The 21,743-nt window shown below is 66.9% G+C and carries 21 protein-coding genes; 19 read left to right on the plus strand and 2 right to left on the minus strand.

The features are described 5' to 3' along the window. The first annotated feature begins 63 nt into the window (after positions 1 to 63). The 18 genes from NHL60_RS02815 to NHL60_RS02900 all read left to right on the plus strand — a co-directional run bounded on the left by NHL60_RS02815 (position 64) and on the right by NHL60_RS02900 (position 18,240). A complete protein-coding gene (locus tag NHL60_RS02815; protein WP_253448750.1) occupies positions 64 to 837 on the plus strand; it encodes an ABC transporter ATP-binding protein in 774 nt (257 codons plus the stop codon). A 62-nt stretch (positions 838 to 899) separates the two neighbouring features. Beyond that, positions 900 to 1,592, plus strand: a complete 693-nt coding sequence (locus tag NHL60_RS02820; RefSeq protein WP_253451963.1) for an ABC transporter ATP-binding protein — start codon at positions 900 to 902, stop codon at positions 1,590 to 1,592. Positions 1,593 to 1,681: 89 nt separating this feature from the next. Then, complete coding sequence (locus NHL60_RS02825) at positions 1,682 to 2,902, plus strand: ABC transporter substrate-binding protein (RefSeq protein ID WP_253448752.1); 1,221 nt, start codon at positions 1,682 to 1,684, stop codon at positions 2,900 to 2,902. Between the two features lie 57 nt (positions 2,903 to 2,959). Next, positions 2,960 to 3,847: a branched-chain amino acid ABC transporter permease gene (locus NHL60_RS02830; protein ID WP_253448753.1), complete on the plus strand. Its 888-nt coding sequence runs from the start codon at positions 2,960 to 2,962 to the stop codon at positions 3,845 to 3,847. Positions 3,848 to 3,849: 2 nt separating this feature from the next. Further along, positions 3,850 to 4,839, plus strand: a complete 990-nt coding sequence (locus NHL60_RS02835) for a branched-chain amino acid ABC transporter permease (RefSeq protein ID WP_253448755.1) — start codon at positions 3,850 to 3,852, stop codon at positions 4,837 to 4,839. 27 nt (positions 4,840 to 4,866) lie between these two features. Then, the gene (gene pcaF, locus NHL60_RS02840) at positions 4,867 to 6,069 is read left to right on the plus strand and encodes a 3-oxoadipyl-CoA thiolase (protein ID WP_253448758.1); all 1,203 of its coding nucleotides are present in this window, start codon (positions 4,867 to 4,869) and stop codon (positions 6,067 to 6,069) included. A gap of 2 nt (positions 6,070 to 6,071) precedes the next feature. Further along, positions 6,072 to 7,124, plus strand: coding sequence for a zinc-binding dehydrogenase (locus NHL60_RS02845; RefSeq protein WP_253448761.1), 1,053 nt, complete (start codon positions 6,072 to 6,074; stop codon positions 7,122 to 7,124). 534 nt (positions 7,125 to 7,658) lie between these two features. Beyond that, positions 7,659 to 8,633, plus strand: coding sequence for a catechol 1,2-dioxygenase (gene catA, locus NHL60_RS02850; RefSeq protein WP_253448764.1), 975 nt, complete (start codon positions 7,659 to 7,661; stop codon positions 8,631 to 8,633). Between the two features lie 99 nt (positions 8,634 to 8,732). Beyond that, a complete protein-coding gene (locus NHL60_RS02855) occupies positions 8,733 to 10,100 on the plus strand; it encodes a Rieske 2Fe-2S domain-containing protein (RefSeq protein ID WP_253448767.1) in 1,368 nt (455 codons plus the stop codon). Between the two features lie 32 nt (positions 10,101 to 10,132). Beyond that, the gene (gene benB / locus NHL60_RS02860) at positions 10,133 to 10,621 is read left to right on the plus strand and encodes a benzoate 1,2-dioxygenase small subunit (RefSeq protein ID WP_253448770.1); all 489 of its coding nucleotides are present in this window, start codon (positions 10,133 to 10,135) and stop codon (positions 10,619 to 10,621) included. A 120-nt stretch (positions 10,622 to 10,741) separates the two neighbouring features. After that, entirely contained in the window at positions 10,742 to 11,917 is a 1,176-nt protein-coding gene (locus NHL60_RS02865) for an ABC transporter substrate-binding protein (protein WP_253448773.1), read from the plus strand. 66 nt (positions 11,918 to 11,983) lie between these two features. Beyond that, complete coding sequence (locus NHL60_RS02870) at positions 11,984 to 12,844, plus strand: branched-chain amino acid ABC transporter permease (RefSeq protein ID WP_086511520.1); 861 nt, start codon at positions 11,984 to 11,986, stop codon at positions 12,842 to 12,844. 12 nt (positions 12,845 to 12,856) lie between these two features. Then, positions 12,857 to 13,936, plus strand: coding sequence for a branched-chain amino acid ABC transporter permease (locus tag NHL60_RS02875; RefSeq protein WP_253448776.1), 1,080 nt, complete (start codon positions 12,857 to 12,859; stop codon positions 13,934 to 13,936). Between the two features lie 3 nt (positions 13,937 to 13,939). Beyond that, entirely contained in the window at positions 13,940 to 14,749 is an 810-nt protein-coding gene (locus NHL60_RS02880; protein ID WP_253448779.1) for an ABC transporter ATP-binding protein, read from the plus strand. After that, complete coding sequence (locus NHL60_RS02885) at positions 14,746 to 15,507, plus strand: ABC transporter ATP-binding protein (protein WP_253448782.1); 762 nt, start codon at positions 14,746 to 14,748, stop codon at positions 15,505 to 15,507. The genes NHL60_RS02880 and NHL60_RS02885 overlap by 4 nt, the downstream gene beginning before the upstream one ends. A gap of 178 nt (positions 15,508 to 15,685) precedes the next feature. Continuing rightward, positions 15,686 to 16,897: a benzoate/H(+) symporter BenE family transporter gene (locus NHL60_RS02890; RefSeq protein WP_253448785.1), complete on the plus strand. Its 1,212-nt coding sequence runs from the start codon at positions 15,686 to 15,688 to the stop codon at positions 16,895 to 16,897. Between the two features lie 70 nt (positions 16,898 to 16,967). Beyond that, a complete protein-coding gene (locus NHL60_RS02895; RefSeq protein WP_253448788.1) occupies positions 16,968 to 17,789 on the plus strand; it encodes a universal stress protein in 822 nt (273 codons plus the stop codon). A 70-nt stretch (positions 17,790 to 17,859) separates the two neighbouring features. Then, complete coding sequence (locus tag NHL60_RS02900; RefSeq protein ID WP_253448791.1) at positions 17,860 to 18,240, plus strand: DUF6455 family protein; 381 nt, start codon at positions 17,860 to 17,862, stop codon at positions 18,238 to 18,240. 82 nt (positions 18,241 to 18,322) lie between these two features. Here NHL60_RS02900 and NHL60_RS02905 read toward each other — a convergent pair whose 3' ends face one another. Together NHL60_RS02905 and NHL60_RS02910 are read right to left on the minus strand one after the other, a co-directional pair. Then, complete coding sequence (locus NHL60_RS02905; protein WP_253448794.1) at positions 18,323 to 18,742, minus strand: hypothetical protein; 420 nt, start codon at positions 18,740 to 18,742, stop codon at positions 18,323 to 18,325. 96 nt (positions 18,743 to 18,838) lie between these two features. Next, positions 18,839 to 19,834 (minus strand): LLM class flavin-dependent oxidoreductase, encoded by a 996-nt coding sequence (locus NHL60_RS02910; protein WP_253448797.1) that lies wholly within the window; start codon positions 19,832 to 19,834, stop codon positions 18,839 to 18,841. Positions 19,835 to 20,019: 185 nt separating this feature from the next. Here NHL60_RS02910 and NHL60_RS02915 point away from each other — a divergent pair, with 185 nt between their 5' ends. After that, on the plus strand, positions 20,020 to 21,654 hold the full coding sequence (locus tag NHL60_RS02915; protein ID WP_253448800.1) for a BCCT family transporter: 1,635 nt from the start codon (positions 20,020 to 20,022) through the stop codon (positions 21,652 to 21,654). Positions 21,655 to 21,743: the final 89 nt, after the last annotated feature.

Consider the following 21,743-nt stretch of genomic DNA (forward strand, 5'->3'; position numbering starts at 1 on the left):
GGGTGCCCGGTGGCGCCCCTTTGCATCCGCTGCCTGATTATCAACAACGACAAGGGAATCAATATGGCAGATGAGTACATACTGGAAACTCGCGGGTTGACCAAGGAGTTTCGCGGCTTCACCGCCGTGGACGATGTCAACCTGCAGGTCCAGGAGGGGCATATCCATGCCCTGATCGGCCCCAACGGGGCGGGCAAGACCACGGTCTTCAACCTGCTCACCAAGTTCCTGCCGCCCACTCGCGGCGAGATCCTCTATCGCGGCAAGCCGATCACCGGCATGAAGGCCAACGAGATCGCCCGCCTGGGCCTCGTGCGCTCCTTCCAGATCTCCGCGGTGTTCGGCCACATGACCGCCATGGAGAACGTGCGCGTGGCGCTGCAGCGTCCCATGGGCACCTCCTTCCACTTCTGGAAGTCCGAACGCACCCTCGACCACCTCAACGACCGCGCCATCGAGCTGCTCGAGGAGGTGGGCCTGCGCGAGTACGCCGACGTGCTCACCGTGGAGATGCCCTACGGCCGCAAGCGCGCCCTGGAAGTGGCCACCACCCTGGCCATGGACCCGACCATGATGCTGCTCGACGAGCCGACCCAGGGCATGGGCGCCGAGGACGTCGATCGCATCGTCGAGCTGATCCGCCGCGTGGCCCGCGGGCGCACCGTGCTGATGGTGGAGCACAACCTCAGCGTGGTGAGCCGGCTGTGCGACCGCATCACCGTGCTGGCCCGCGGCGCGGTGCTGGCCGAGGGCGACTACGCCACCGTCTCCGCCGACCCGCGGGTCAAGGAGGCCTACATGGGCAGCGAAGCGGCGGAAGAGGAGGCCACGGCATGAATCAGGCAGCCCAAGCGGTGCAGGACCCGGCGCTCCAGTACCAGGACAACGATGGCGCCGAGATGCTCCGGGTCAGCGACCTGCACGCCTTCTACGGCGAGTCCCATATCCTCCACGGCGTCGATTTCAATGTGAAGCGTGGCGAGCTGGTGACCCTGCTCGGGCGCAACGGCGCCGGGCGCAGCACCACCCTCAAGTCGATCATGAACATGGTCGGCCGGCGCACCGGCTCGATCATGATCAACGGCAACGAGACCCTGGGCATGAAGGCCCACCGCATCCCGCGGTTGGGCATTGGCTACTGCCCCGAGGAGCGCGGCATCTTCGCCAGCCTCGACGTCGAGGAGAACCTGCTGCTGCCGCCCACGGTGCGCTCCGGCGGAATGTCGATCGACGAGATCTACGAGATGTTCCCCAACCTCTACGAGCGGCGGCGCAGTCAGGGCACCCGGCTCTCCGGGGGCGAGCAGCAGATGCTGGCCATGGCGCGGATCCTGCGCACCGGGGCGCGGCTGCTGCTGCTCGACGAGATCACCGAGGGGCTGGCGCCGGTCATCGTCCAGAAGCTGGGCGAGGTGCTGGTCAAGCTCAAGGAGCGCGGCATGACCATCGTGCTGGTGGAGCAGAACTTCCGCTTTGCCGCCCCCTTGGCCGACCGCCACTTCGTGATGGATCACGGGATGATCGTCGAGGAGATCTCGGCGGCGGAGCTGCCGAGCCGGCGCGAGCACCTGCATACCCTGCTGGGCGTATGAGCCGCCGCTGCTCCTCGCCGCGGCAACAACGAATGCAACAACTGTCGTAACAACAACAAGAGCCCCGCCTCGGGGCAGAGGAGAATCACATGACCTTCATCAAGAAGAGCCTTACCGCCGCCGTCGCCCTGGCCGCCACCGCCGCCATGGCCACCACCGCCCAGGCCGAGATCAGTGACGGCGAGGTGCGCATCGGCTACCTGGCCGACATGTCCGGCACCTACCGCGATCTGGCCGGCCCCGGCGGCCTCGAGGCGCTGCGCATGGCCGTCGAGGACTTCGGTGGCAACGTCAACGGCGCACCGATCCAGGTGTTCAGCGCCGACGACCGCAACAGCGCCGACGTGGGCGCCAGCACCGTGCGCGAATGGATCGACACTCGCAATGTCGACATGGTGGCGGGCCTGGTGGCCTCCTCGGTGACCATCGCCGTGACCCGCGTGCTGGAGGAGAACAACAGCTTCGGCATCGTCTCCGCCTCCGCCGCCTCGAGCATCACCAACGAGCACTGCACCCCGAATCATATCCACTGGGTCTATGACACCTACCCGCTGGCCAACGGCACTGCTCGCGCGGTGGTGGAGCAGGGCGGTGACAGCTGGTTCATGCTTACCGCCGACTACGCCTTCGGCCACGCCCTGGAGGGCGATGTGACCCGCGTGGTCGAGGAAGCCGGCGGCGAGATCATTGGGGGCGTGCGCCATCCCTTCCCCACCGACGACTTCTCCTCCTACATCCTCCAGGCCCAGGGCTCCGGCGCCAAGATCATCGGCCTGGCCAACGCCGGCTCCGATACCGTCAACTCCATCATGACCGCCAGCCAGTTCGGCGTGGTCCAGGCTGGCCAGCAGCTCGCCGGTCTGCTGGTCTTCCTCAACGACGTCTACGCCATGGGCCTCGAGGATACCCAGGGGCTGCTGTTGACCACCGGCTGGTACTGGAACATGGACGACGAGTCCCGGGAGTGGTCCGAGCGCTACTACGAGCGCGTGGGTCGCATGCCGACCATGGTCCAGGCCGGCATCTACTCCAGCACCATGCACTACCTGCAGGCCGTCGAGGCCACCGGCAGCGATGACCCGGCCACCGTGCGCGAGTACATGATGGGGCAGGAGATCAACGACTTCTTCGCCCGTAACGGTCGCCTGCGCGAGGACGGCCGCATGGTCCATGACATGTACCTGGCCCAGGTGAAGTCGCCGGCCGAGTCCGAGCACGAGTGGGACCTCTACGAGATCCTCTCCACCATCCCCGCCGAGGAGGCGTACCGTCCGCTCTCCGAGAGCCAGTGCAAGCTGGTGCAGAACTGAAGCGAGCAGACCGGCGGCGGCGCGAGCCGCCGCCCCCTCTGACGGGAGATTCCTGACATGACGATGATATTCGGGGTGCCGCTGGCGGTGTTCCTCGGCCAGCTCCTGCTCGGCCTGATCAACGGTGCCTTCTACGCCCTGCTCAGCCTGGGCCTCGCGGTGATCTTCGGCCTGCTGAAGATCGTCAACTTCGCCCACGGCGCCATGTACATGCTGGGGGCCTTCGCCACCCTGCTGGGCATGCGCTACCTGGGCATCAACTACTGGACGGCGTTGCTGCTGGCGCCGCTGATCGTCGGCCTGTTCGGCATGCTGCTCGAGCGCACCATGCTGCGCCGCATCGCCCATCTGGACCACCTCTACGGCCTGCTGCTGACCTTCGGCCTGGCGCTGATCTTCGAGGGGACCCTGGTCAACTTCTTCGGCGTCTCGGGCGCTCGCTACCCGACCCCCGAGCTGCTGCAGGGCGGTTTCCAGACCGGCTTCATGTTCCTGCCCAAGTACCGCGCCTTCGTGCTGGTGGCGGCCATCGCGGTCTGCCTCTTCACCTGGTACATGATCGAGCGCACGCGCCTCGGCGCCTATCTGCGCGCCGGCACCGAGAACCCGGCGCTGATGCAGGCCTTCGGCGTCAACGTGCCGCTCCTGATCACCCTCACCTATGGCTTCGGCGTGGCCCTGGCCGCCTTCGCCGGGGTGCTGGCCGCACCGCTCTACCCGGTGTCGCCCACCATGGGCTCGAACCTCTTGATCGTGGTCTTCGCGGTAGTGGTGATCGGCGGCATGGGCTCGATCCTCGGCGCCGTGCTCACTGGCCTCGGCATGGGGCTGATCGAGGGCCTGACCAAGGTGTACTACCCCGAGGCGGCCAACACCGTGATCTTCCTGGTGATGATCCTGGTGCTGCTGCTGCGACCCGCCGGCCTGTTCGGCAAGGAGGCATGACCATGTCCGCGACCCAGACTCAGACGCTGACCCCCTCCATGAAGCGCCAGCGGCGCGCCGATATGCGCCGCAACGTTTTCTACCTGGTGCTGATCGGCATCGGCCTGGTGGCGCCCTTCGTCGCCTACCCGGTGTTCCTGATGAAGGTGCTCTGCTTCGCGCTCTTCGCCTGCGCCTTCAACCTGCTGCTCGGCTATGCGGGGCTGCTCTCCTTCGGGCATGCCGCCTTCCTGGCCACCGGCGGCTATATCACCGGCTACCTGCTGGCCAGCTATCCCGGCTTGACCCCGGAGCTTGGCATCATCGCAGGCACCCTGGTCGCCGTGGCCCTGGGGGCGGTGTTCGGTGCCCTGTCGATCCGTCGCCAGGGCATCTACTTCGCCATGGTGACCCTGGCGCTGGCCCAGCTGGTGTTCTTCGTCTACGTCCAGTCGCCCTTCACCGGCGGTGAGGACGGCCTGCACGGGGTACCGCGGGGCGAGCTGTTCGGCATCATCAGCCTGCGCAGCAACCTGGCGATGTACTACTTCGTGTTCGCCATCTTCCTGTTCGGCTTCGCTCTGATCCAGCGTGCGGTGCACTCGCCCTATGGCCAGGTGCTCAAGGCGATTCGCGAGAACGAGCCGCGGGCGATCTCGCTGGGCTACAACGTCGACGCCTACAAGCTGGTGGCCTTCGTCCTCTCCGCGGGCCTCGCCGGCCTGGCCGGCTCCACCAAGACGGTGGTCTTCCAGCTCGCTTCCCTGACCGATGCCCACTGGCACATGTCCGGCGAGGTGATCCTGATGACCCTGCTCGGCGGGGTGGGTACCCTGTTCGGCCCGGTGGTCGGCGCCGGCATCGTGGTCAGCCTGCAGCACATGCTGGCCCAGTCGCCCCTGGGCAACTGGGTGGGACCGATCCTCGGGGTGATCTTCGTGATCTGCGTGCTGAGCTTCCGCAGCGGCATCGTCGGCGAGATCCTCAAGTCCTACCGCAAGAACTTTAAATAAATCGCCGTGAATCACTTGGTGCTAGTTATGAATAGTGTCTACCTCTGTCACCCACGCCGCAGCGCCGTGGGGCGTTTCGGCGGCACCCTTTCCAGCGTGCGCCCCGACGACCTGGCGGCCGCCATCTTCAAGGCGGTGCTGGCCGAGACGCCGGATCTCGACCCTGCCGCCATCGAAGAGGTCTTCATGGGCTGCGCCAACCAGGCCGGCGAGGACAACCGCAATGTGGCGCGCATGGCGTCGCTGCTGGCGGGCCTGCCGGTATCCATCCCCGGCACCACCCTGAACCGCCTATGCGGCTCCGGCATGGACGCGGTGGGCACCGCCTTTCGCGCCATCAAGGCCGGCGAGATGGACCTGGCGCTGGCCGGCGGCGTGGAGTCGATGTCCCGGGCCCCCTACGTGATGGGCAAGGCCGACAGCGCCTTCTCCCGGGGCCAGCAGATCGAGGACACCACCATCGGCTGGCGCTTCATCAACCCGCTGATGCAGAAGGCCTACGGCGTCGACTCGATGCCGGAGACCGCCGAGAACGTCGCCGAGCAGTTCAAGATCTCCCGCGAGGACCAGGACGCCTTCGCCCTGCGCTCCCAGCAGAAGGCCGCCGCCGCCCAGGCCGCCGGCCGCTTCGCGCTGGAGATCACTGCCATCGAGATTCCGCGTCGCAAGCAGGAACCGCTGCGCTTCGACCAGGACGAGCACCTGCGCGCGACGACGCTCGAGAAGCTCGCCGCCCTGCCCGCCCCCTTCCGCGAGGGCGGCAGCGTCACCGCCGGCAACGCCTCCGGGGTCAACGACGGCGCCGCCGCCATGCTGGTGGCAAGCGCCGCCGCGGTGGAGAAGCACGGCCTCACCCCCATGGCGAAGATCCTCGGCATGGCCACTGCCGGCGTCGAGCCGCGCATCATGGGCATCGGCCCGGTGCCCGCGGTGCAGAAGCTACTCGCGCGCACCGGCGTGTCGCTGGACGAGATCGACGTGATCGAGCTCAACGAGGCCTTCGCCGCCCAGGCGCTCGCCTGCATGCGCGAGCTGGGGATCGCCGACGACGACCCCCGGGTCAACCCCAACGGCGGCGCCATTGCGCTGGGTCACCCGCTGGGCATGTCCGGCGCCCGCTTGCTGCTGACCGCGGCCCATGAGCTGCAGAAGAGCGGCAAGCGCTACGCCCTGTGCACCATGTGCGTAGGCGTGGGGCAGGGTATCGCCACGCTGCTGGAGAGGACCTGACCATGACCAACATCATGCAGAGCGTCGTGATCACCGGCCACGGCGGCAACGAGGTGGTCGAGGTCAGGCAGGGGGAGCGGCCTCGGCGACGGCCGGGCGAGGCGCTGGTGCGCCTCGAGGCGGGCACCCTCAATCAGGTCGATCTCTACATGCGCAACAGCGGTGCGGGCATCACCCACGAGCTGCCGCTGGTGATGGGGCTGGACGGCGCCGGCATGGTGGAGGCCATCGAGGAGGGCGAGACGCGCCTGACGGTGGGCCAGCAGGTGGTGGTCTTTCCCAACCTGACCTGCGGGCGGTGCGAGTTCTGCCAGCGGGGCGACGACGTGCTCTGCACCCGCATGAAGCTCATGGGCGAGCATGTGGACGGCACCTTCGCCCAGTGGCTCAGCGTGCCGGTGGAGAACCTCTTCCCCATGCCCGCGCACCTGGACTTCGTGCAGGCCGCGGCCCTGGGGGTCAACTACCTCACCGCCTGGCGGATGCTCTTCACCCGGGCGCAGCTGAAGCCCTGGGAGACCGTGCTGGTGTTCGGCGTCGGCGGCGGCGTGTCGCTCGCCGCCATGCAGCTCGCCGCCAGCATCGGCGCCCGGGTGATCGTCACTTCCCGGGAGGATGACAAGCTCCAGCGGGCCCTGGCGCTGGGCGCACACGAGGCGATCAACGGCAGGACCGAGGAGGTGGCCCGGCGCGTGATGGCGCTGACCGATGGCCGCGGCGTGGATGTGGTGGTCGAGAACGTCGGCGAGGCCGTCTGGGCCTCGGCCATGAAGTCGCTGGTGCGCGGTGGGCGCCTGGTGACCTGCGGGGCAACTTCGGGGGACCAGCCGCCGGCGGACCTTAAGCGGATCTTTATCCGCCAGCTGCAGATCATCGGCTCCACCAGCGGCAACGCCGCGGAGTTCCGGGAGCTGCTCGCCTACGTGGAGCGCCACGGGATCACCCCCGTCATCGACAGCGTCTATCCGCTGGCGGCCATTCACGAGGCGCTGGATCGCCTCGTGTCGGGGAGCCGAATGGGCAAGGTGGGGCTGGCCCTGCAGCCGAGTGGCTAAGAGGGAGCATCAGGCTCCTGACAAGGCGTGAAGTGTTTTCTCTCGGCCGGGGACGACCGGCGGCTTGGCGACGGACAACCCCGTCGCCTTTTTTGTCGGCGTCATCGCCCATTATGCTTTTGTCGCAGGCTTGGCGCCCCGCAGGGTTGACGGAGCGTGACTTCGCCCCAGGCCGGTGCTGCCGGAGCGCCGCCAATCCCGCTATTTGATGCCGTCTCGCCACCGGGCGTGCCCGCCTCGTTGTCGTGCGGCGGCGTCCCGGCGCCGTCGAGCCTGCGGCTCCCCTGGATAATTCACTGGGAAATCATGGATTTTTCCTCGTCGGCCCGGGCGGGGAGGAGGGGAGTGTGGCAGGGCAGGTCGATACCTCAGGGGTATGGCGGGGTACCCATTCGATATTGGTTGGGACTTGCGGCGAGCGCCAGAATCTCCTCGACACCCAGCAAAGCGGACATCAGAGCCGCTCGATTGATGGCCTTGCACTCCCCCTGACGCAGCGCAGGGCACAACGACAATGACGAGGAGATGACCACCATGACCGTAAAGATTTTCGACACCCCCGAAGTTCAGGACTTCCTGAAGACCATCGCCGGCTTCGACCAGGAGGGCGGCAACGACCGCGCCAAGCAGATCGTCCATCGCCTGATCTCCGACCTCTTCAAGCTGATCGACGACTTCGACGTCACCGAGGAGGAGTACTGGTCCGCGGTCAACCTGCTCAACGCCCTGGGCAGCCAGACCCAGTTCGGCCTGCTCTCGCCGGGCCTGGGCTTCGACCACTACCTGGACATGCGCCGGGACGCCATCGACGCCGAGGCCAAGCGCACCGGTGGCACCCCGCGCACCATCGAGGGTCCGCTGTATGTCGCCGGCGCCCCGGAGGCCGAAGGCTTCGCGCGCATGGATGACGGCAGCGACCCGGATGCCGAGGTGATGTGGCTGACCGGCCAGGTGCGCGACGTGGACGGCAACCCGATCCCCGGCGCCAAGGTCGAGATCTGGCACTGCAACTCCAAGGGCGGCTACTCCTTCTTCGACAAGACCCAGAGCGAGTACAACATGCGCCGCACCATCTACGCGGACAGTGAAGGCCGCTACACCGCGCGCAGCATCATCCCGTCCGGCTACGGCGTGCCGGAAGGCGCCCCCACCGACGTGGTGCTGAAGTCCCTGGGCCGTCACGGCGAGCGTCCGGCGCATATCCACTACTTCATCTCCGCGCCGGGCCACCAGCACCTGACCACCCAGATCAACCTGGCGGGCGACCCCTACACCTTCGACGACTTCGCCTTCGCCACCCGCGAGGAGCTGGTGGTGCCGGCCAGCCGCATCGAGGACGCGGGCGAGATCGCCAAGCGCGAGCTGGACGGTCCCTTCTCCGAGGTGGTGTTCGACATCGAGCTGGCCAAGACCGACAAGCCCGAGCTGCAGACCCGTCACGCCCGTCCCCGCGCCAAGGAAGACGAGCAGGACCAGGCCAGCCAGCTGGCCGGCACCGCCAAGGTCTGAGGCTGCTCCCTGCCCCTATCCCCTGACGCCAGCGGGCTCTCCACGAGAGCCCGCTGGGCCGAAACGACAGCTTACGATAAGACATCGAGGACCTGGATCATGACCAGCAAGCTTGATCAACTCGAAGCGCGCGTCCGCGGCGCCGTCGTCGACGACGCCGAGCAGGGCATCTTCCGCTGCCACCGCAGCATGTTCACCGACCCGGCCTTCTTCGAGCTCGAGATGAAGCACGTCTTCGAAGGCAACTGGCTGTTTCTGGCCCACGAGAGCCAGATCAGTGAGCCGGGCGACTACATGACCGTGACCATGGGCCGTCAGCCGGTGGTCATCACCCGCGACAAGGCAGGCGAGCTGCACGCCCTGATCAACGCCTGTGCCCACCGCGGCGCCACCCTGTGCCGCCGCAAGCGCGGCAACAAGGGCACCTTCACCTGCCCCTTCCACGGCTGGACCTTCAAGAACGACGGCAAGCTGCTCAAGGCCAAGAATGAGAAGGTGGGCGCCTACCCGGACGGCTTCAAGCAGGAGGGCTCTCACGACCTCAAGCGCGTGCCGCGCTTCGAGAGCTACAAGGGCTTCCTGTTCGGCAGCCTGAGCGAGGACGTCAAGCCGCTGGACGACTATCTCGGGGAAACGAAGAAGATCATCGACAATATCGTCGACCAGGCGCCGGAAGGGCTGGAAGTGCTGCGCGGCACCTCCTCCTACACCTACAAGGGCAACTGGAAGCTGCAGGCCGAGAACGGCGCCGACGGCTACCACGTCAGCACCGTGCACTGGAACTACGCCTCCACCATGGATCGCCGCAACTACGACGCCGGCGGCACCAAGGCGGTGGACGCCGACGGCTGGTCCAAGAGCCTGGGCGGCTTCTACTCCTATGAAAACGGCCACATGCTGCTGTGGACCCGCCTGCTCAACCCCGAGGTGCGCCCGGTCTACCAGCAGAAGGAGTGGATCCAGGAGCAGTTCGGCGAGGCGCGTGCCGACTCCATCGTCAACCAGACCCGCAATCTCTGCCTCTACCCCAACGTCTACCTGATGGACCAGTTCTCCACGCAGATCCGCGTGCTGCGCCCGATCAGCGTCGACGAGACCGAGGTGACCATCTACTGCTTCGCGCCCAAGGGCGAGTCCGCCGAGAACCGTCGCGTGCGCATCCGCCAGTATGAGGACTTCTTCAACGTCTCCGGCATGGGCACCCCGGACGACCTCGAGGAGTTCCGCGGCTGTCAGGACGGCTACCACGGCGCCCTGGCCGAGTGGAACGACCTCTCCCGCGGGGCCAAGCAGTGGATCGAAGGCGCCGACGACAATGCCAAGGCAATCGGCATGCAGCCGCTGCTCAGCGGCGCCTCGCCGGAAGATGAAGGCCTCTACGTGCTGCACCACAAGCACTGGGTCGAGGAGATGCTGCGCGCCATCGAGAAAGAGCGCAGCCAGTTTATCGCCACCCAGACCGCCTGAGTCCGGCCCGTACCGAGAAGGGGAGAAGAGAGATGAGCCTTAGCTACCAAGAGATCCAGGCCTTCCTGTACCGCGAGGCGCGCCTGCTCGACGACCGCCAGTGGGACGAGTGGCTGACCTGCTACAGCAAGGACGTCGAGTTCTGGATGCCGGCGTGGGACGACGACGACCAGCTGACCCGGGACCCGCACAGCGAGATCTCGCTGATCTACTACCCGAGCCGTGAGGGTCTCGAGGACCGGGTCTACCGGATCAAGACCGAGCGCTCGGGGGCGAGTACGCCGGAGCCGCGCACCACCCACCAGATCACCAACATCGAGGTGCTCAAGGAGGAGGGGGACACGCTTTCACTGCGCTTCAACTGGCAGACCCTGAACCACCGCTACAAGGAGACCCAGACCTTCTTCGGGGCCTCCTTCTACATCCTGGACGTGTCGGGCGAGTCGCCGCTGATCACCCGCAAGGTAGTGCAACTCAATAACGACTATATCCACCAGGTCATCGATATCTATCACATCTGAGATATCTACCACGTCTGAGAGGGACGATGGCTGTGCGGCACGGACGCCGCCTCAATAACAAGCGACTCAATAACAAGCAAAGGCTCCAAGCCTTCACCTCTGATCATCCGGAAAACCACAATGAAAACCACCTTCAAGAAGTGCGCCCTGACCTCCCTGATCGCCGCCGGCATGGCCGTGGGCAGCGCCGCCTACGCCAGCGACAACGGCGCCGTCAAGCTCGGCCTTATGCTGCCCTATACCGGTACCTACACCGCCCTGGGCGAGGCGATCACCAACGGCCTGGAGCTGGCCATCGCCCAGCATGGCGACCAGCTCGGCGGCCGCGATGTCCAGTACATCAAGCTCGACTCCGAGGCCAACCCCTCGCGGGCACCCCAGAACATGAGCCGCCTGGTGCGCGGCGACAACGTCGACTTCGTGATCGGCCCGGTGCACTCCGGCGTGGCCATGGGCATGCTGCGGGTGGCCCAGCAGACCGGCGCCATCACCATCATTCCCAATGCCGGGCTCGGCGCCGCCACCAACGAACTGTGCATGCCCAACGTCTTCCGCACCTCCTTCAGCATGTGGCAGGACAGCTACCCCATGGGCAAGGTGGCCTACGAGTTGGGCCATCGCCGCGTCGTGACCATCACCTGGGACTACGCCGGCGGCAAGGAGGACCTGGCGGGCTTCGAGGAGGCCTTCACCGAGGCCGGCGGCGAGATCGTGCGCCAGATCCTGGTGCCCTTCCCCAACACCGAATTCCAGAGCTACCTGGCCCAGATCGCAAGCGACAGGCCCGATGCGGTCTACACCTTCTTCGCCGGGGGCGGCGGCGTGAGCTTCGTGCGCGACTACGCCGCGGCGGGCCTCAAGGACTCCATTCCGCTGCTCGGCTCGGGCTTTCTCACCGACGGCAACCTGGCCGCCATCGGCGAGGCGGGCGAGGGGGTGATGACCACCCTGCACTACGCCGAGACCCTGGATACCCCCCAGAACCGCGCCTTCGTCGAGGCCTATCAGGAGGCCTACGGCCAGATGCCCGACACCTATGCGGTGCAGGGCTACGACACCGGCATGATGCTGGTCCAGGCCATGGCGGCCGTGGAGGGTGACACCTCCGACCGCGAGCGCCTGATCGAGGCGCTCGCCAGCGTCCAGCTGGACAGCCCGCGGGGGCCGCTGAGCTTCTCCGCTTCCCACCACCCCATCCAGAACGTCTACCTGCGCGAGATTCGCAACGGCAAGCACGAGGTCGTCGGCATCGCCCACGAGAACCTCGAGGTGCCGGACGAAGCCTGCCGCATGTAACGGCTGCCTCTTGGATAACGGGGCGGGCGTCGCTCGCCCCTTCATCGCGACTCTTGGAGGGGTCTCATGGATCTCGCATTCTTCGGCGTGCAGCTGCTCAACGGGCTTCAGTACGGCCTGCTGCTGTTCCTGATCGCCAGCGGTCTCACGCTCATCTTCGGCATCATGGGCATCATCAACCTGGCCCATGGCGCCATGTACATGATCGGCGCCTACCTGGTCTACGACCTGACCTTTCGCCTCGGCAACTTCTGGCTGGCGATCCTGGTGGCGATCCCCATCGCCATCGCGCTCGGCCTGATCATCGAGCGGCTCTTTCTCGATACGCTCTACAAGCGTGACCACCTCTACCAGGTGCTGCTGACCTTCGGCCTGATCCTGGTGCTCAACGAGATGCAGCGCATCATCTGGGGGGGCGACGTGCACAGCGTGCCGATCCCGGAGCTCTTCAGCGGGCGCATCCAGCTCACCGACAACCTGCAGTACTCCCACTACCGGCTGTTCGTGATGGGCGTCTGCCTGGCGCTGGCCGGGGTGATCTACTGGGTCATCCGCCATACCCGGCTCGGCATCATCATCCGCGCCGGCGCGGTCAATCGCGACATGGTGGAGGGGCTCGGCATCAATGTGCGCACCCTCTTCACCCTGATCTTCAGCGTAGGGGTGGCGCTTACCGCCTTCGCCGGGATGATCGCCGCGCCGCTCACCTCCATCGCCCCGGGCATGGGGGACAGCATCCTGATCACCTGCTTCGTGGTCGTCGTCATCGGGGGCATCGGCTCGATCAAGGGCGCCTTCTGGGGCGCGATCCTGATCGGCATGGCCGAGACCTTCGGCTCGGTCCTGATTCCCAGTCTGGCCAGCATGGTCATCTACCTGATCATGGCCGCCGTGCTGCTGGTCAAGCCACGCGGGCTGTTTGCCTGAGGGAGAATTGACATGTTGCATCGCTATCCCAAGCGCGTCGTCATCATCATGCTGGTGCTGACCGCCTTCGTTGCCATCTTTCCGCTGTGGGGGCCGCTCGTGTTCGGCGCCCAGAGCGACTTCATGATGGAAAAGATGACCCTGATGCTGATCCTGGCGCTGTTCGCCATGAGCCTGGATCTGCTGGTGGGGATCGTCGGCCTGGTCAGCCTCGGCCACGCCCTCTTCTTCGGCCTCGGTGCCTACACCCTGGCGCTGGCCAGTCCCGCCTTCAGCCCTGCCGCCATCTGGTGGATGATGCCGCTGGTGATGCTGATCTCGGCCCTGGCCGCGCTGGTGGTGGGCTTCCTGGTCATCCGCACCAAGGGCATCTTCTTCATCATGACCACCCTGGCCTTCGGCCAGATGCTCTACTACTTCGTCAACACCTCGCGACATACCGGGGGCACCGACGGAGTCTTCATCATGTTCCGGCCCAGCGTGGAGATCGGCGGCACCGTGCTGCTCGACCTCGACAACCCGCTGACCTTCTTCTACGTCTGCCTGGCCATGGTGGTGGTGGGCTACCTCTTCCTGCGCTGGCTGACGCGCTCCTTCTATGGCCAGGTGCTCGACGGCATCCATGACAACGAGCACCGCATGGAGGCGCTGGGCTATGCCACCAGCCACTACAAGCTGGTCGCCTTCGTGATCTCCGGGGTGATGGCCTCGCTCGCCGGCATGCTGGCGGCCATGCAGTACGGCTTCGCTAACCCGGCCCAGCTCGGCTGGCACACCTCCGGCGAGGTGCTGATGATGCTGATCCTGGGCGGCATGGGCACCATCTTCGGCCCCATCCTCGGCGCCTTCGCCTACGAGATCCTGCAGCACACCTTCGAGCACATGACCACCCACTGGCCGATTCTGATGGGCATCACCATCATCCTCGCCGTGCTGGTGCTGCCCCGCGGCATCGCCGGGCTGATCATCGACCCGCCGAATCGCGAGTCGCTGGCCAAGTCGCCGCTGCTGAAGTGGCTGAAGCGTGAGCCGACCGCCACGCCACCCGAGGCGGCCAAGCCTGCCGTATCTACCACCAGCAAGGAGGGCTGAGCCATGAGTGCCACGACACATCACGACGTCCTGCTCGAGACCCCTTTGCTTGCAACCCCTCTGCTTGAAACCAAAGGCCTGACCCGCCGCTTCGGCGGCCTGGTGGCGGTCAACGACGTCGACTTCACGCTCCGCCAGGGCGAGATCCACGCCATTCTCGGCCCCAACGGGGCGGGCAAGAGCACCCTGATCAACCTGCTCTCAGGGGAGTTCCCGCCCTCCGAAGGCGAGATCCTCTTCCAGGGGCAGCCGATCCAGGGCAGGAAGGCGCGCCAGATCGCCCGGATGGGCATCGGCCGCAGCCACCAGAAGACCAACATCTTCCCGCGCCTCACCTGCCTGCAGAACTGCCAGCTGGCGGCGCGCATCCACCTGGGCGGCGTCTTCGGCAGCTGGCGTTCGCGCCACCGGGCCCTCGAGGTGGACCAGCGCGCCCTGGAGGTGTTGGAGACCTGCCAACTGGTGCATCGCGCCCATACCCCGGCCTCGGCGATGAGCTACGGCGAGCAGCGCCAGCTGCAGATCGCCATGGTGCTAGCCACCGCGCCCAAGCTGATGCTGCTCGACGAGCCCATGGCCGGCATGGGCCGCGAGGAGACCGCCCAGGTCACCGAGCTGCTCAAGGGGCTCTCGGACCGCTATCCGCTGGTGCTGATCGAGCACGACATGGACTCGGTGTTCCGCCTGGCCGATCGCATCACCGTGATGGTCGACGGCTGCGTGCTGGAGACCGGTCCCACCGCCCAGATCCGGGCAAGCGAACGGGTTCGGGATGTCTACCTTGGCCGTCACCATGAGGAGTCCGCCGCATGAGCGCTCTATCCATAACCAATCCGCGGGCTTCCGCCTCGGGGGCTTCGGCCCCGCTGATCGATGCGCGGGGCCTGCACACCTACTACGGCGAGAGCCATGTCCTGCATGGCGTCGACCTGCGCCTGATGCCCGGCGAGACCCTGAGCCTGATGGGGCGCAACGGCATGGGCAAGACCACCACCCTGAAGTCGATCCTCGGCTTCGTGCCGCCGCGGGAGGGCGAGGTCAGCATCAAGGGCAAGCCCACCGCCAGGCGGCGCCCGTGGCAGCTGATCCGCCAGGGCATCGGCTACGTGCCCGAGGGGCGCGGCATCTTCCCCGGCATCAGCGTGCGCGAGCACCTGATCATGGCGGCGCGCCCCAACGAGCGCGGCGAATCGCCCTGGACCCTCGAGCGGGTGCTGGACACCTTCCCGCGGCTCGGCCAGCGCATCAATCACGACGGCTCCTTCCTCTCCGGGGGCGAGCAGCAGATGCTCTCCATCGGCCGGGCGCTGACCACCAACCCCGACATGGTCATCCTGGACGAGGCCACCGAGGGCCTGGCACCGCTGATCCGCGACGAGATCTGGAAGATCATCCGCGAGATCAAGGCCTCGGGCATCGCCAGCATCATCGTCGACAAGAACATCGACAACCTGCTGGAGGTGGCCGACAAGCACCTGCTGCTGGTCAAGGGCGAGGTGGTCTACAGCGGTGACTCCAAGGGGCTCAGGGAGGACCCCTCGATACTCGACACTCACCTGGGCGTCGCCTGACGCCGCAATTTTCAACCCAAGGGAAGCGCTGATTTATGTCGCGAGCGAAGAGAGGCTGACCGCCGCCGGAACGGAAAAACCGGAGTTTACACGGCAGTAAATGAGGATTTTGAGTACCGCCGGCGGGCAGGATATCGAGCGCAGCATTAAATCAGTGTTTTCCAAGACGGAGCCAATGATGCAACTACACAAGGACTGGTCGATCCCCGCCGTCACGGCGGGCTTCGTGGCGGTGCTGATCTCCTACGCGGGGCCCCTGGCGATCTTCTTCCAGGCCGCCCAGAGCGCGGAGATCTCGACCGCCATGATGACCTCCTGGGTCTGGGCGATCTCCATCGGCGCCGCCGCCTCCGGCATCCTGCTCAGCCTGTGGCTGAAGGTGCCGGTGGTGACGGCCTGGTCGGCACCGGGGACGGCGCTGCTGGTTACCCTGTTCCCGGGCCTGTCGCTCAATGAGGCGGTGGGGGCCTACCTCACCGCCGCGGCGATTATCTTTGTGGTGGGCATCACCGGCTCCTTCGACCGCATCGTTCAGGCGATCCCGCCGGGCATCGCCAGCGCCATGATGGCGGGCATCCTGTTCCAGTTCGGCGTGGGTGTCTTCGTCTCTCTGGAGTCGGTACCGGCGCTCGCCGTCGGCATGGTGATCGCCTACCTGGCCTTCAAGCGGCTCACACCGCGCTACAGCCTGATCCTGCTGCTGATCGTCGGCGTGGTGCTGGCCGTGGTGCTGGAGGGGGCAAGCCTGCAGGGCGTGTCGGTGAGGATGGCCGAGCCGCAGTTCATCCGCCCCGAGTGGACCTGGAACGCCACCCTGAGCCTGGCGATCCCGCTGGTGCTGGTCAGCCTCACCGGGCAGTTCCTGCCGGGCATGGCGATCCTGCGCACCTCGGGCTACAGCACGCCGGCCAAGCCCATCGTCACCGTGACCAGCCTGACCTCCTTCGCGACGGCCTTCTTCGGCGGCATCACCACGGTGGTGGCGGCCATCACCGCGGCGATCTGCACCAGCAAGGAGGCCCACGAGGATCCCGACAAGCGCTACGTGGCCGGGGTGGCCAACGGGCTCTTCTACCTGATTGGCGGCACCTTCGCCGGCACCATCGTGCTGCTCTTTACTTCTCTGCCCGGCGAGTTCGTGGCGATCCTGGCGGGGCTGGCGCTGATCGGCGCCATCACCAGCAACGTCAGCGCCTTCGCCGCCCACAAGGACCACCTGGAGGCCTCGGTGATCACCTTTATCGCTACCGCCTCCGGGATCAGCTTCCTGGGCCTGGGCTCCGCCTTCTGGGGCGTGGTGGTGGGGGCTCTGGCCTACCAGCTGCTGCACCGACCCTTCACGCTGTCGCGGCGGGATGCCAGTGCGGCGGCTTCCGAGAAACAACAATAGGCGCCAGGCGCCGATCACAGACGTGCCGGGTCATTCCGACAACTCGCCCGGCGCTTCGAGGAGAACCTTCATGCAGACGATCCATGTGGCTCTGGACGAGACCGACCACTCCCTGCGCGGCCTGGCGCTGGGCCGGAACCTGGCCGCCCAGCTCGGGGCCTCCCTGAGCGTGGTGTCGGTGGTTGCCGACCCGGCCCAGTCCGAGGGGCGACGAGAGGCCCTCAGGGCTCGCCTGGCCGAGGAGAAGACCCCAGGCCTTGCGGCGATACCCGTCGAGGTGATGGTGAACGACAGTGCCAAGGAGGCCCTGGCGAGCCTGGCAGATCAGGAGGGCGTGGGGCTGTGCCTGGGCGCCCATGGCCGCCGCCCGGTCCCCGAGATGCTGATCGGCAGCGTCACCGCGGGCGTGGTGCGCCGCGCCAGCCGCCCGGTACTGCTGTGCGGGCCGCGCTACGCGCCCGAGCGCCATGGCCGGGTGGAGGTGGTCATGGCCTGCGTGGATGGCTCCTCGCTCTCCGAGGCGATGCTGCCCCACGTGGTGGCGCTGGCCGAGCGCTTCGGGGCCCGCCTGCAGCTGCTGCAGGTGATCGACGCCAGCGCCATGGAGGCGGCCGCGGGGGAGGGCGCCCCGGGCGACGTGATGGAGTCCGGCTATGTGCATGGGCTGGCGCGGCGGCTGGAGCGGGAGTACCGCATCGAGGTGGACTGGGAGGTGCTGCACGGCACCCCGGCCGATGCCATCGTCAGCTACCTGGACGACAGCCGCGACGTGATGCTGGCCATGACCACCCACGGGCGCAGCGGCCTCTCCCAGGTGGTGGCCGGCAGCGTCAGCCACGAGGTGCTCCACGAGGCGTGCTGCCCGGTGGCGGTGCTCAGGCCAAAGGGCTGATGCGGATCAATTTCTGGCCTTCTGAGGTGGGCTAGGCTGGGGGAGTCGAATCACCAACGAGGGGTTCCCCATGCTCGCTATTACCTCTGCCATGCGCCGCATGGCCCACGCCTGGCGTTGCCGCCAGCAGCGCCAGGCCTGGAATGCCCTGGACGCTGACCAGCAGGAGCTGCGGCTGCGCGACCTGGGGCTGGCACGCCTCGACGAATCGCTCTTCTGGTCCGGGGAGCGCTCGCCCCTGGAGCAGCTGCCGCGCATGATGGACGTGTACGGCGTCGAGCATGCCGACACCATCCTGGCCGGCCCCGGCGTGCGCCGCGACCTGGAGCGGGTCTGTTCGCGCTGCCCGGAGAAGGCCCGCTGCAAGCGGGTGCTGGCCAGCGAGCCGGCCGCCGAGGCGTGCGGCTTCTGCCCCAACGCGGCGACGCTGGAGGCGCTGCGGCGTCACTGAGTCGTCGACGCTCCCTTGCCATCATCACGAACGAAGTGACCCGCCGAGGCGGGTCATCTTCGTTCTGGCGTCGGCGGAGCCGCTAGCGGGGGGCGTCCCGCTCGCTTCCGGGACGCTCGTCTTCTCTTACCTCGTAGTCCCCCTCCAGCACCTGCTGTTCGCGGTAGCTGCCGTCTGCGCCCTGGGTCTCGCGATAGCGAGTCTCACGGTAGTGGAAGCCGCCGCCCGCATCCTCGGCCTGGTCGGCGCGCATCTGCTCCATGCGCTTCTTTAGCCGGTAGCGCAGCAGAGGCATCAGCGCCCACCCCAGCAGCAGGAAGAAGAGCCCCAGCACCAGGGCGACGATCATCATGGCGCCGAACAGCAGCCAGGCCAGCAGCATCTTGAGGCTGTCGAGCAGGCCGCCGCCCCGGCTCTGGCGGGCGCGCTGCTGCCACTGCTGGGCGGTGCGCCAGGCGATATTGTGGCGCGGATCCTGGTGGGGCCCCTGGGAGTCACTCATCAACGTCTCCGGTAGAGCGGCGTCTGGCGCCGCGTAAGTGGCTGCCTCTTGGAGAAGCCGTGCCCCGTTTTGTTCCCGGCCGGCGGGATGGCCGCGTCATCCCCGCCACACCTCGGCGACGATCTCGTAGCTTCTCAGGCGATCCTCCAGGGTATAGACGTCGGTATTGAGCATCAGCTCGTCGGCGCCGGTCTGCTCCAGGAAGGCCTCCAGGCCATCGTGCACCGTCTCGGGGCCGCCGACGATGGCGGCGCCCAGGAACTGCTGCAGCTGGTTCTCCTCCATGGGCGTCATCTCCAGGTGCTCCACCGGCGGCTTCGCACAGGTACGCTGGCCGCGAATCATGCCCAGGAACTTCTGGCGGGCGGTGGTCGCCAGATACTCGGCGTGGGCGTCGTTCTCGGCGGCGATCACCGGCAGGCCGACCATGGCGTGGGGCCGCTCCAGCACCTCGGAGGGGCGGAAGTTGTCCCGATAGAGGCGCAGCGCCTCGAACAGGTAGCCCGGAGCGAACTGGGCGGCGAAGGCGAAGGGCAGGCCCAGGCGAGCGGCCAGCTGGGCGCTGTAGCCGCTGGAGCCGAGCAGCCAGATCGGCACCTTGGTGCCCTGGCCGGGAACGGCCCGCACCCGCTGGCCGGGCTGCTCGTCGCCGAGAAAGCCCTGCAGCTCCTCCAGGCGCTGGGGGAAGTCCTCCACGCCGGCGTAGGGGTCCCGGCGCATGGCGGCCATGGTGGCGCCGTCGGAGCCCGGGGCGCGGCCCAGGCCCAGATCGATGCGTCCGGGGTAGAGGGTCTCCAGGGTGCCGAACTGTTCGGCGATCACCAGCGGGGGGTGGTTGGGCAGCATGATGCCGCCGCTGCCCACCCGGATGCGCTGGGTGGCGCCGGCTACATGGCCGATCAGCACGGCGGTGGCGGCGCTGGCGATGCCTTCGATGCTGTGGTGCTCGGCGAGCCAGAAGCGGGTGTAGCCCAGCTGCTCGGTGAGCCGGGCCAGGGCGACGCTCTCCCGGAAGCTGTCGGCTGCGCTGCCGCCCTCGCGGATCGGTGCCAGGTCGAGAACGGAGAGGGGCGTATCGGCGAGGCGGGGCATGGTTCCTCCAGAAAGTTGGCCTGCTTACGATCGTCAGGATGGGGGCGGCAGGCGCATCATGCAATCCTGACGGGGGAATATGCCGTAGCGCTCGCAGCGGCAGATAAACGGTTGGCTCGTCATGGCAATGCCGAGACGAGCTGATACCATGATCTTGTACAACACCTTCACAAAGGGATTCTTGCATGGCAGACCATGGAGGAAAGACGGTCTTTACCGTCTCCGCACTCATCATCCTGGCGCTGGTCGCGGTAGGTGCCGCCTTCCCGGAGGGCTTCGGCAACACGGCCAGTGCCGCCCTGGGGGCGGTCACCCAGCTGTTCGGCTGGTTCTACCTCTTCTCGGTGTTCGGGTTCGTGATCTTCCTGCTGGGCCTGGCCTTCAGCAAGTACGGCAAGATCCGTCTGGGCCCACAGGACAGCACCCCGAGCTTCAGCTTCTTTTCCTGGATCAGCATGCTGCTGGCCGCCGGCTTCGGCGTCGGCCTGGTGTTCTACGGCATGGCGGAGCCGATGTTCCACTATATCGAGCCGCCCTACGGCGACATGCCGGCCGAGACCACCGAGTCCGCCCGCTATGCCATCCAGTACGCCTACTTCAACTGGGGCATCCACCAGTGGGCGGCCTTCTCGGTGGTGGGGCTGATCATCGCCTACTTCCAGTTCCGCAAGGGCCAGGCGGGCCTGGTCTCCTCGGTGCTCTCCTCGGTGACCGCCAAGCATCCCGGTGCGCGTCGCTATGCGCCGGCGCTGGATATCTTCGCCGTGGTGGCCACGGTGATGGGGGTGGCGACCTCCCTGGGCCTCGGCGTGCTGCAGATGAACGGTGGCCTCAATGCCGTGTTCGGCCTGCCGGAGTCGGTGCTCTGGCAGTTCCTGATCCTGCTGGTGATGTTTCTCGCCTACATGGCCTCCACCTGGTCGGGTCTGGACAAGGGGATCAAGCGCCTCTCCAACCTCAACATGGTCCTGTGCATCGGCTTGATGCTCTACGTGCTGATCACCGGCCCCACGGTGGCGATCCTCGAGACCATCACCCTGGGGCTTGGCGACTACCTGCAGAACTTCATCGGCATGAGCCTGCGCATCTCGCCCTACAGCGACAACACCTGGGCGAGCAGCTGGACCATCTTCTACTGGGCCTGGGTCATCGCCTGGTCGCCCTTCGTTGGCACCTTCGTGGCGCGGGTCTCCCGGGGGCGCACCATCAAGGAGTATGTGTTCGGCGTGCTGGTGGTGCCGCCGCTGCTGGCCTGCCTGTGGATCGGCGTGTTCGGCGGTGCGGCGCTGAACATGGAGCTCAACGGCGACGTGGGGCTGGCCGCGGCCACCCAGGCCAACATCACCGTGGCGCTGTTCGAGATGTTCGCCCTGATGCCCTTCAGCGGCCTGCTCTCGGTGGTGGCCATGATGCTGATCTTCATCTTCCTGGTCACCTCGGCCGACTCCGCCTCCTACATCGTGGCCCAGATGACCGACAACGGCTCCATCAACCCGCCCCTCTACAAGCGGGTGATCTGGGGCGTGCTGATCGCCGCCATCTGCCTGACGCTGATCGCCGCCGGCGGCCTGACCGGCCTGCAGTCGGCCTCGGTACTCGCGGCGCTGCCCTTCACCTTTATCCTCTACGGCATGGTGATCGTGCTGGTGCGCGAGCTGCGCGCCGACCGCAAGGCGATGCTGACCCAGCTCTATCGCCGCCACGGCGAGACCCCGGTGGGGGCAGACGCCTTCGAGGCCGAGCAGCTCGGGGAGGAGGAGCGTCTGCGTCGGGCCCCCAACGTGGTCAACCGCCGCATCAACCGTCGCGAAGGCATCTAGCCGCTCGCGAAGGCTGACGTAGCGCCATCGACCTGGGCCGTCGCCACTGGCCTGGCGGCGGCCCAGGCCGTAAGCTCAGGGAAATGGTG

Origin of the sequence: Halomonas sp. Y3, assembly GCF_024137965.1 — a bacterium.
Classification (GTDB): domain Bacteria; phylum Pseudomonadota; class Gammaproteobacteria; order Pseudomonadales; family Halomonadaceae; genus Halomonas; species Halomonas mongoliensis.

Excerpts from the sequence above, each read along its gene's own strand:
- NHL60_RS02815 (WP_253448750.1), top strand. The coding sequence starts at position 64 with ATGGCAGATGAGTACATACTGGAAACTCGCGGGTTGACCAAGGAGTTT.
- NHL60_RS02820 (WP_253451963.1), top strand. The coding sequence starts at position 900 with ATGCTCCGGGTCAGCGACCTGCACGCCTTCTACGGCGAGTCCCATATC.
- NHL60_RS02825 (WP_253448752.1), top strand. The coding sequence starts at position 1,682 with ATGACCTTCATCAAGAAGAGCCTTACCGCCGCCGTCGCCCTGGCCGCC.
- NHL60_RS02830 (WP_253448753.1), top strand. The coding sequence starts at position 2,960 with ATGACGATGATATTCGGGGTGCCGCTGGCGGTGTTCCTCGGCCAGCTC.
- NHL60_RS02835 (WP_253448755.1), top strand. The coding sequence starts at position 3,850 with ATGTCCGCGACCCAGACTCAGACGCTGACCCCCTCCATGAAGCGCCAG.
- pcaF (WP_253448758.1), top strand. The coding sequence starts at position 4,867 with ATGAATAGTGTCTACCTCTGTCACCCACGCCGCAGCGCCGTGGGGCGT.
- NHL60_RS02845 (WP_253448761.1), top strand. The coding sequence starts at position 6,072 with ATGACCAACATCATGCAGAGCGTCGTGATCACCGGCCACGGCGGCAAC.
- catA (WP_253448764.1), top strand. The coding sequence starts at position 7,659 with ATGACCGTAAAGATTTTCGACACCCCCGAAGTTCAGGACTTCCTGAAG.
- NHL60_RS02855 (WP_253448767.1), top strand. The coding sequence starts at position 8,733 with ATGACCAGCAAGCTTGATCAACTCGAAGCGCGCGTCCGCGGCGCCGTC.
- benB (WP_253448770.1), top strand. The coding sequence starts at position 10,133 with ATGAGCCTTAGCTACCAAGAGATCCAGGCCTTCCTGTACCGCGAGGCG.
- NHL60_RS02865 (WP_253448773.1), top strand. The coding sequence starts at position 10,742 with ATGAAAACCACCTTCAAGAAGTGCGCCCTGACCTCCCTGATCGCCGCC.
- NHL60_RS02870 (WP_086511520.1), top strand. The coding sequence starts at position 11,984 with ATGGATCTCGCATTCTTCGGCGTGCAGCTGCTCAACGGGCTTCAGTAC.
- NHL60_RS02875 (WP_253448776.1), top strand. The coding sequence starts at position 12,857 with ATGTTGCATCGCTATCCCAAGCGCGTCGTCATCATCATGCTGGTGCTG.
- NHL60_RS02880 (WP_253448779.1), top strand. The coding sequence starts at position 13,940 with ATGAGTGCCACGACACATCACGACGTCCTGCTCGAGACCCCTTTGCTT.
- NHL60_RS02885 (WP_253448782.1), top strand. The coding sequence starts at position 14,746 with ATGAGCGCTCTATCCATAACCAATCCGCGGGCTTCCGCCTCGGGGGCT.
- NHL60_RS02890 (WP_253448785.1), top strand. The coding sequence starts at position 15,686 with ATGCAACTACACAAGGACTGGTCGATCCCCGCCGTCACGGCGGGCTTC.
- NHL60_RS02895 (WP_253448788.1), top strand. The coding sequence starts at position 16,968 with ATGCAGACGATCCATGTGGCTCTGGACGAGACCGACCACTCCCTGCGC.
- NHL60_RS02900 (WP_253448791.1), top strand. The coding sequence starts at position 17,860 with ATGCTCGCTATTACCTCTGCCATGCGCCGCATGGCCCACGCCTGGCGT.
- NHL60_RS02905 (WP_253448794.1), bottom strand. The coding sequence starts at position 18,742 with ATGAGTGACTCCCAGGGGCCCCACCAGGATCCGCGCCACAATATCGCC.
- NHL60_RS02910 (WP_253448797.1), bottom strand. The coding sequence starts at position 19,834 with ATGCCCCGCCTCGCCGATACGCCCCTCTCCGTTCTCGACCTGGCACCG.
- NHL60_RS02915 (WP_253448800.1), top strand. The coding sequence starts at position 20,020 with ATGGCAGACCATGGAGGAAAGACGGTCTTTACCGTCTCCGCACTCATC.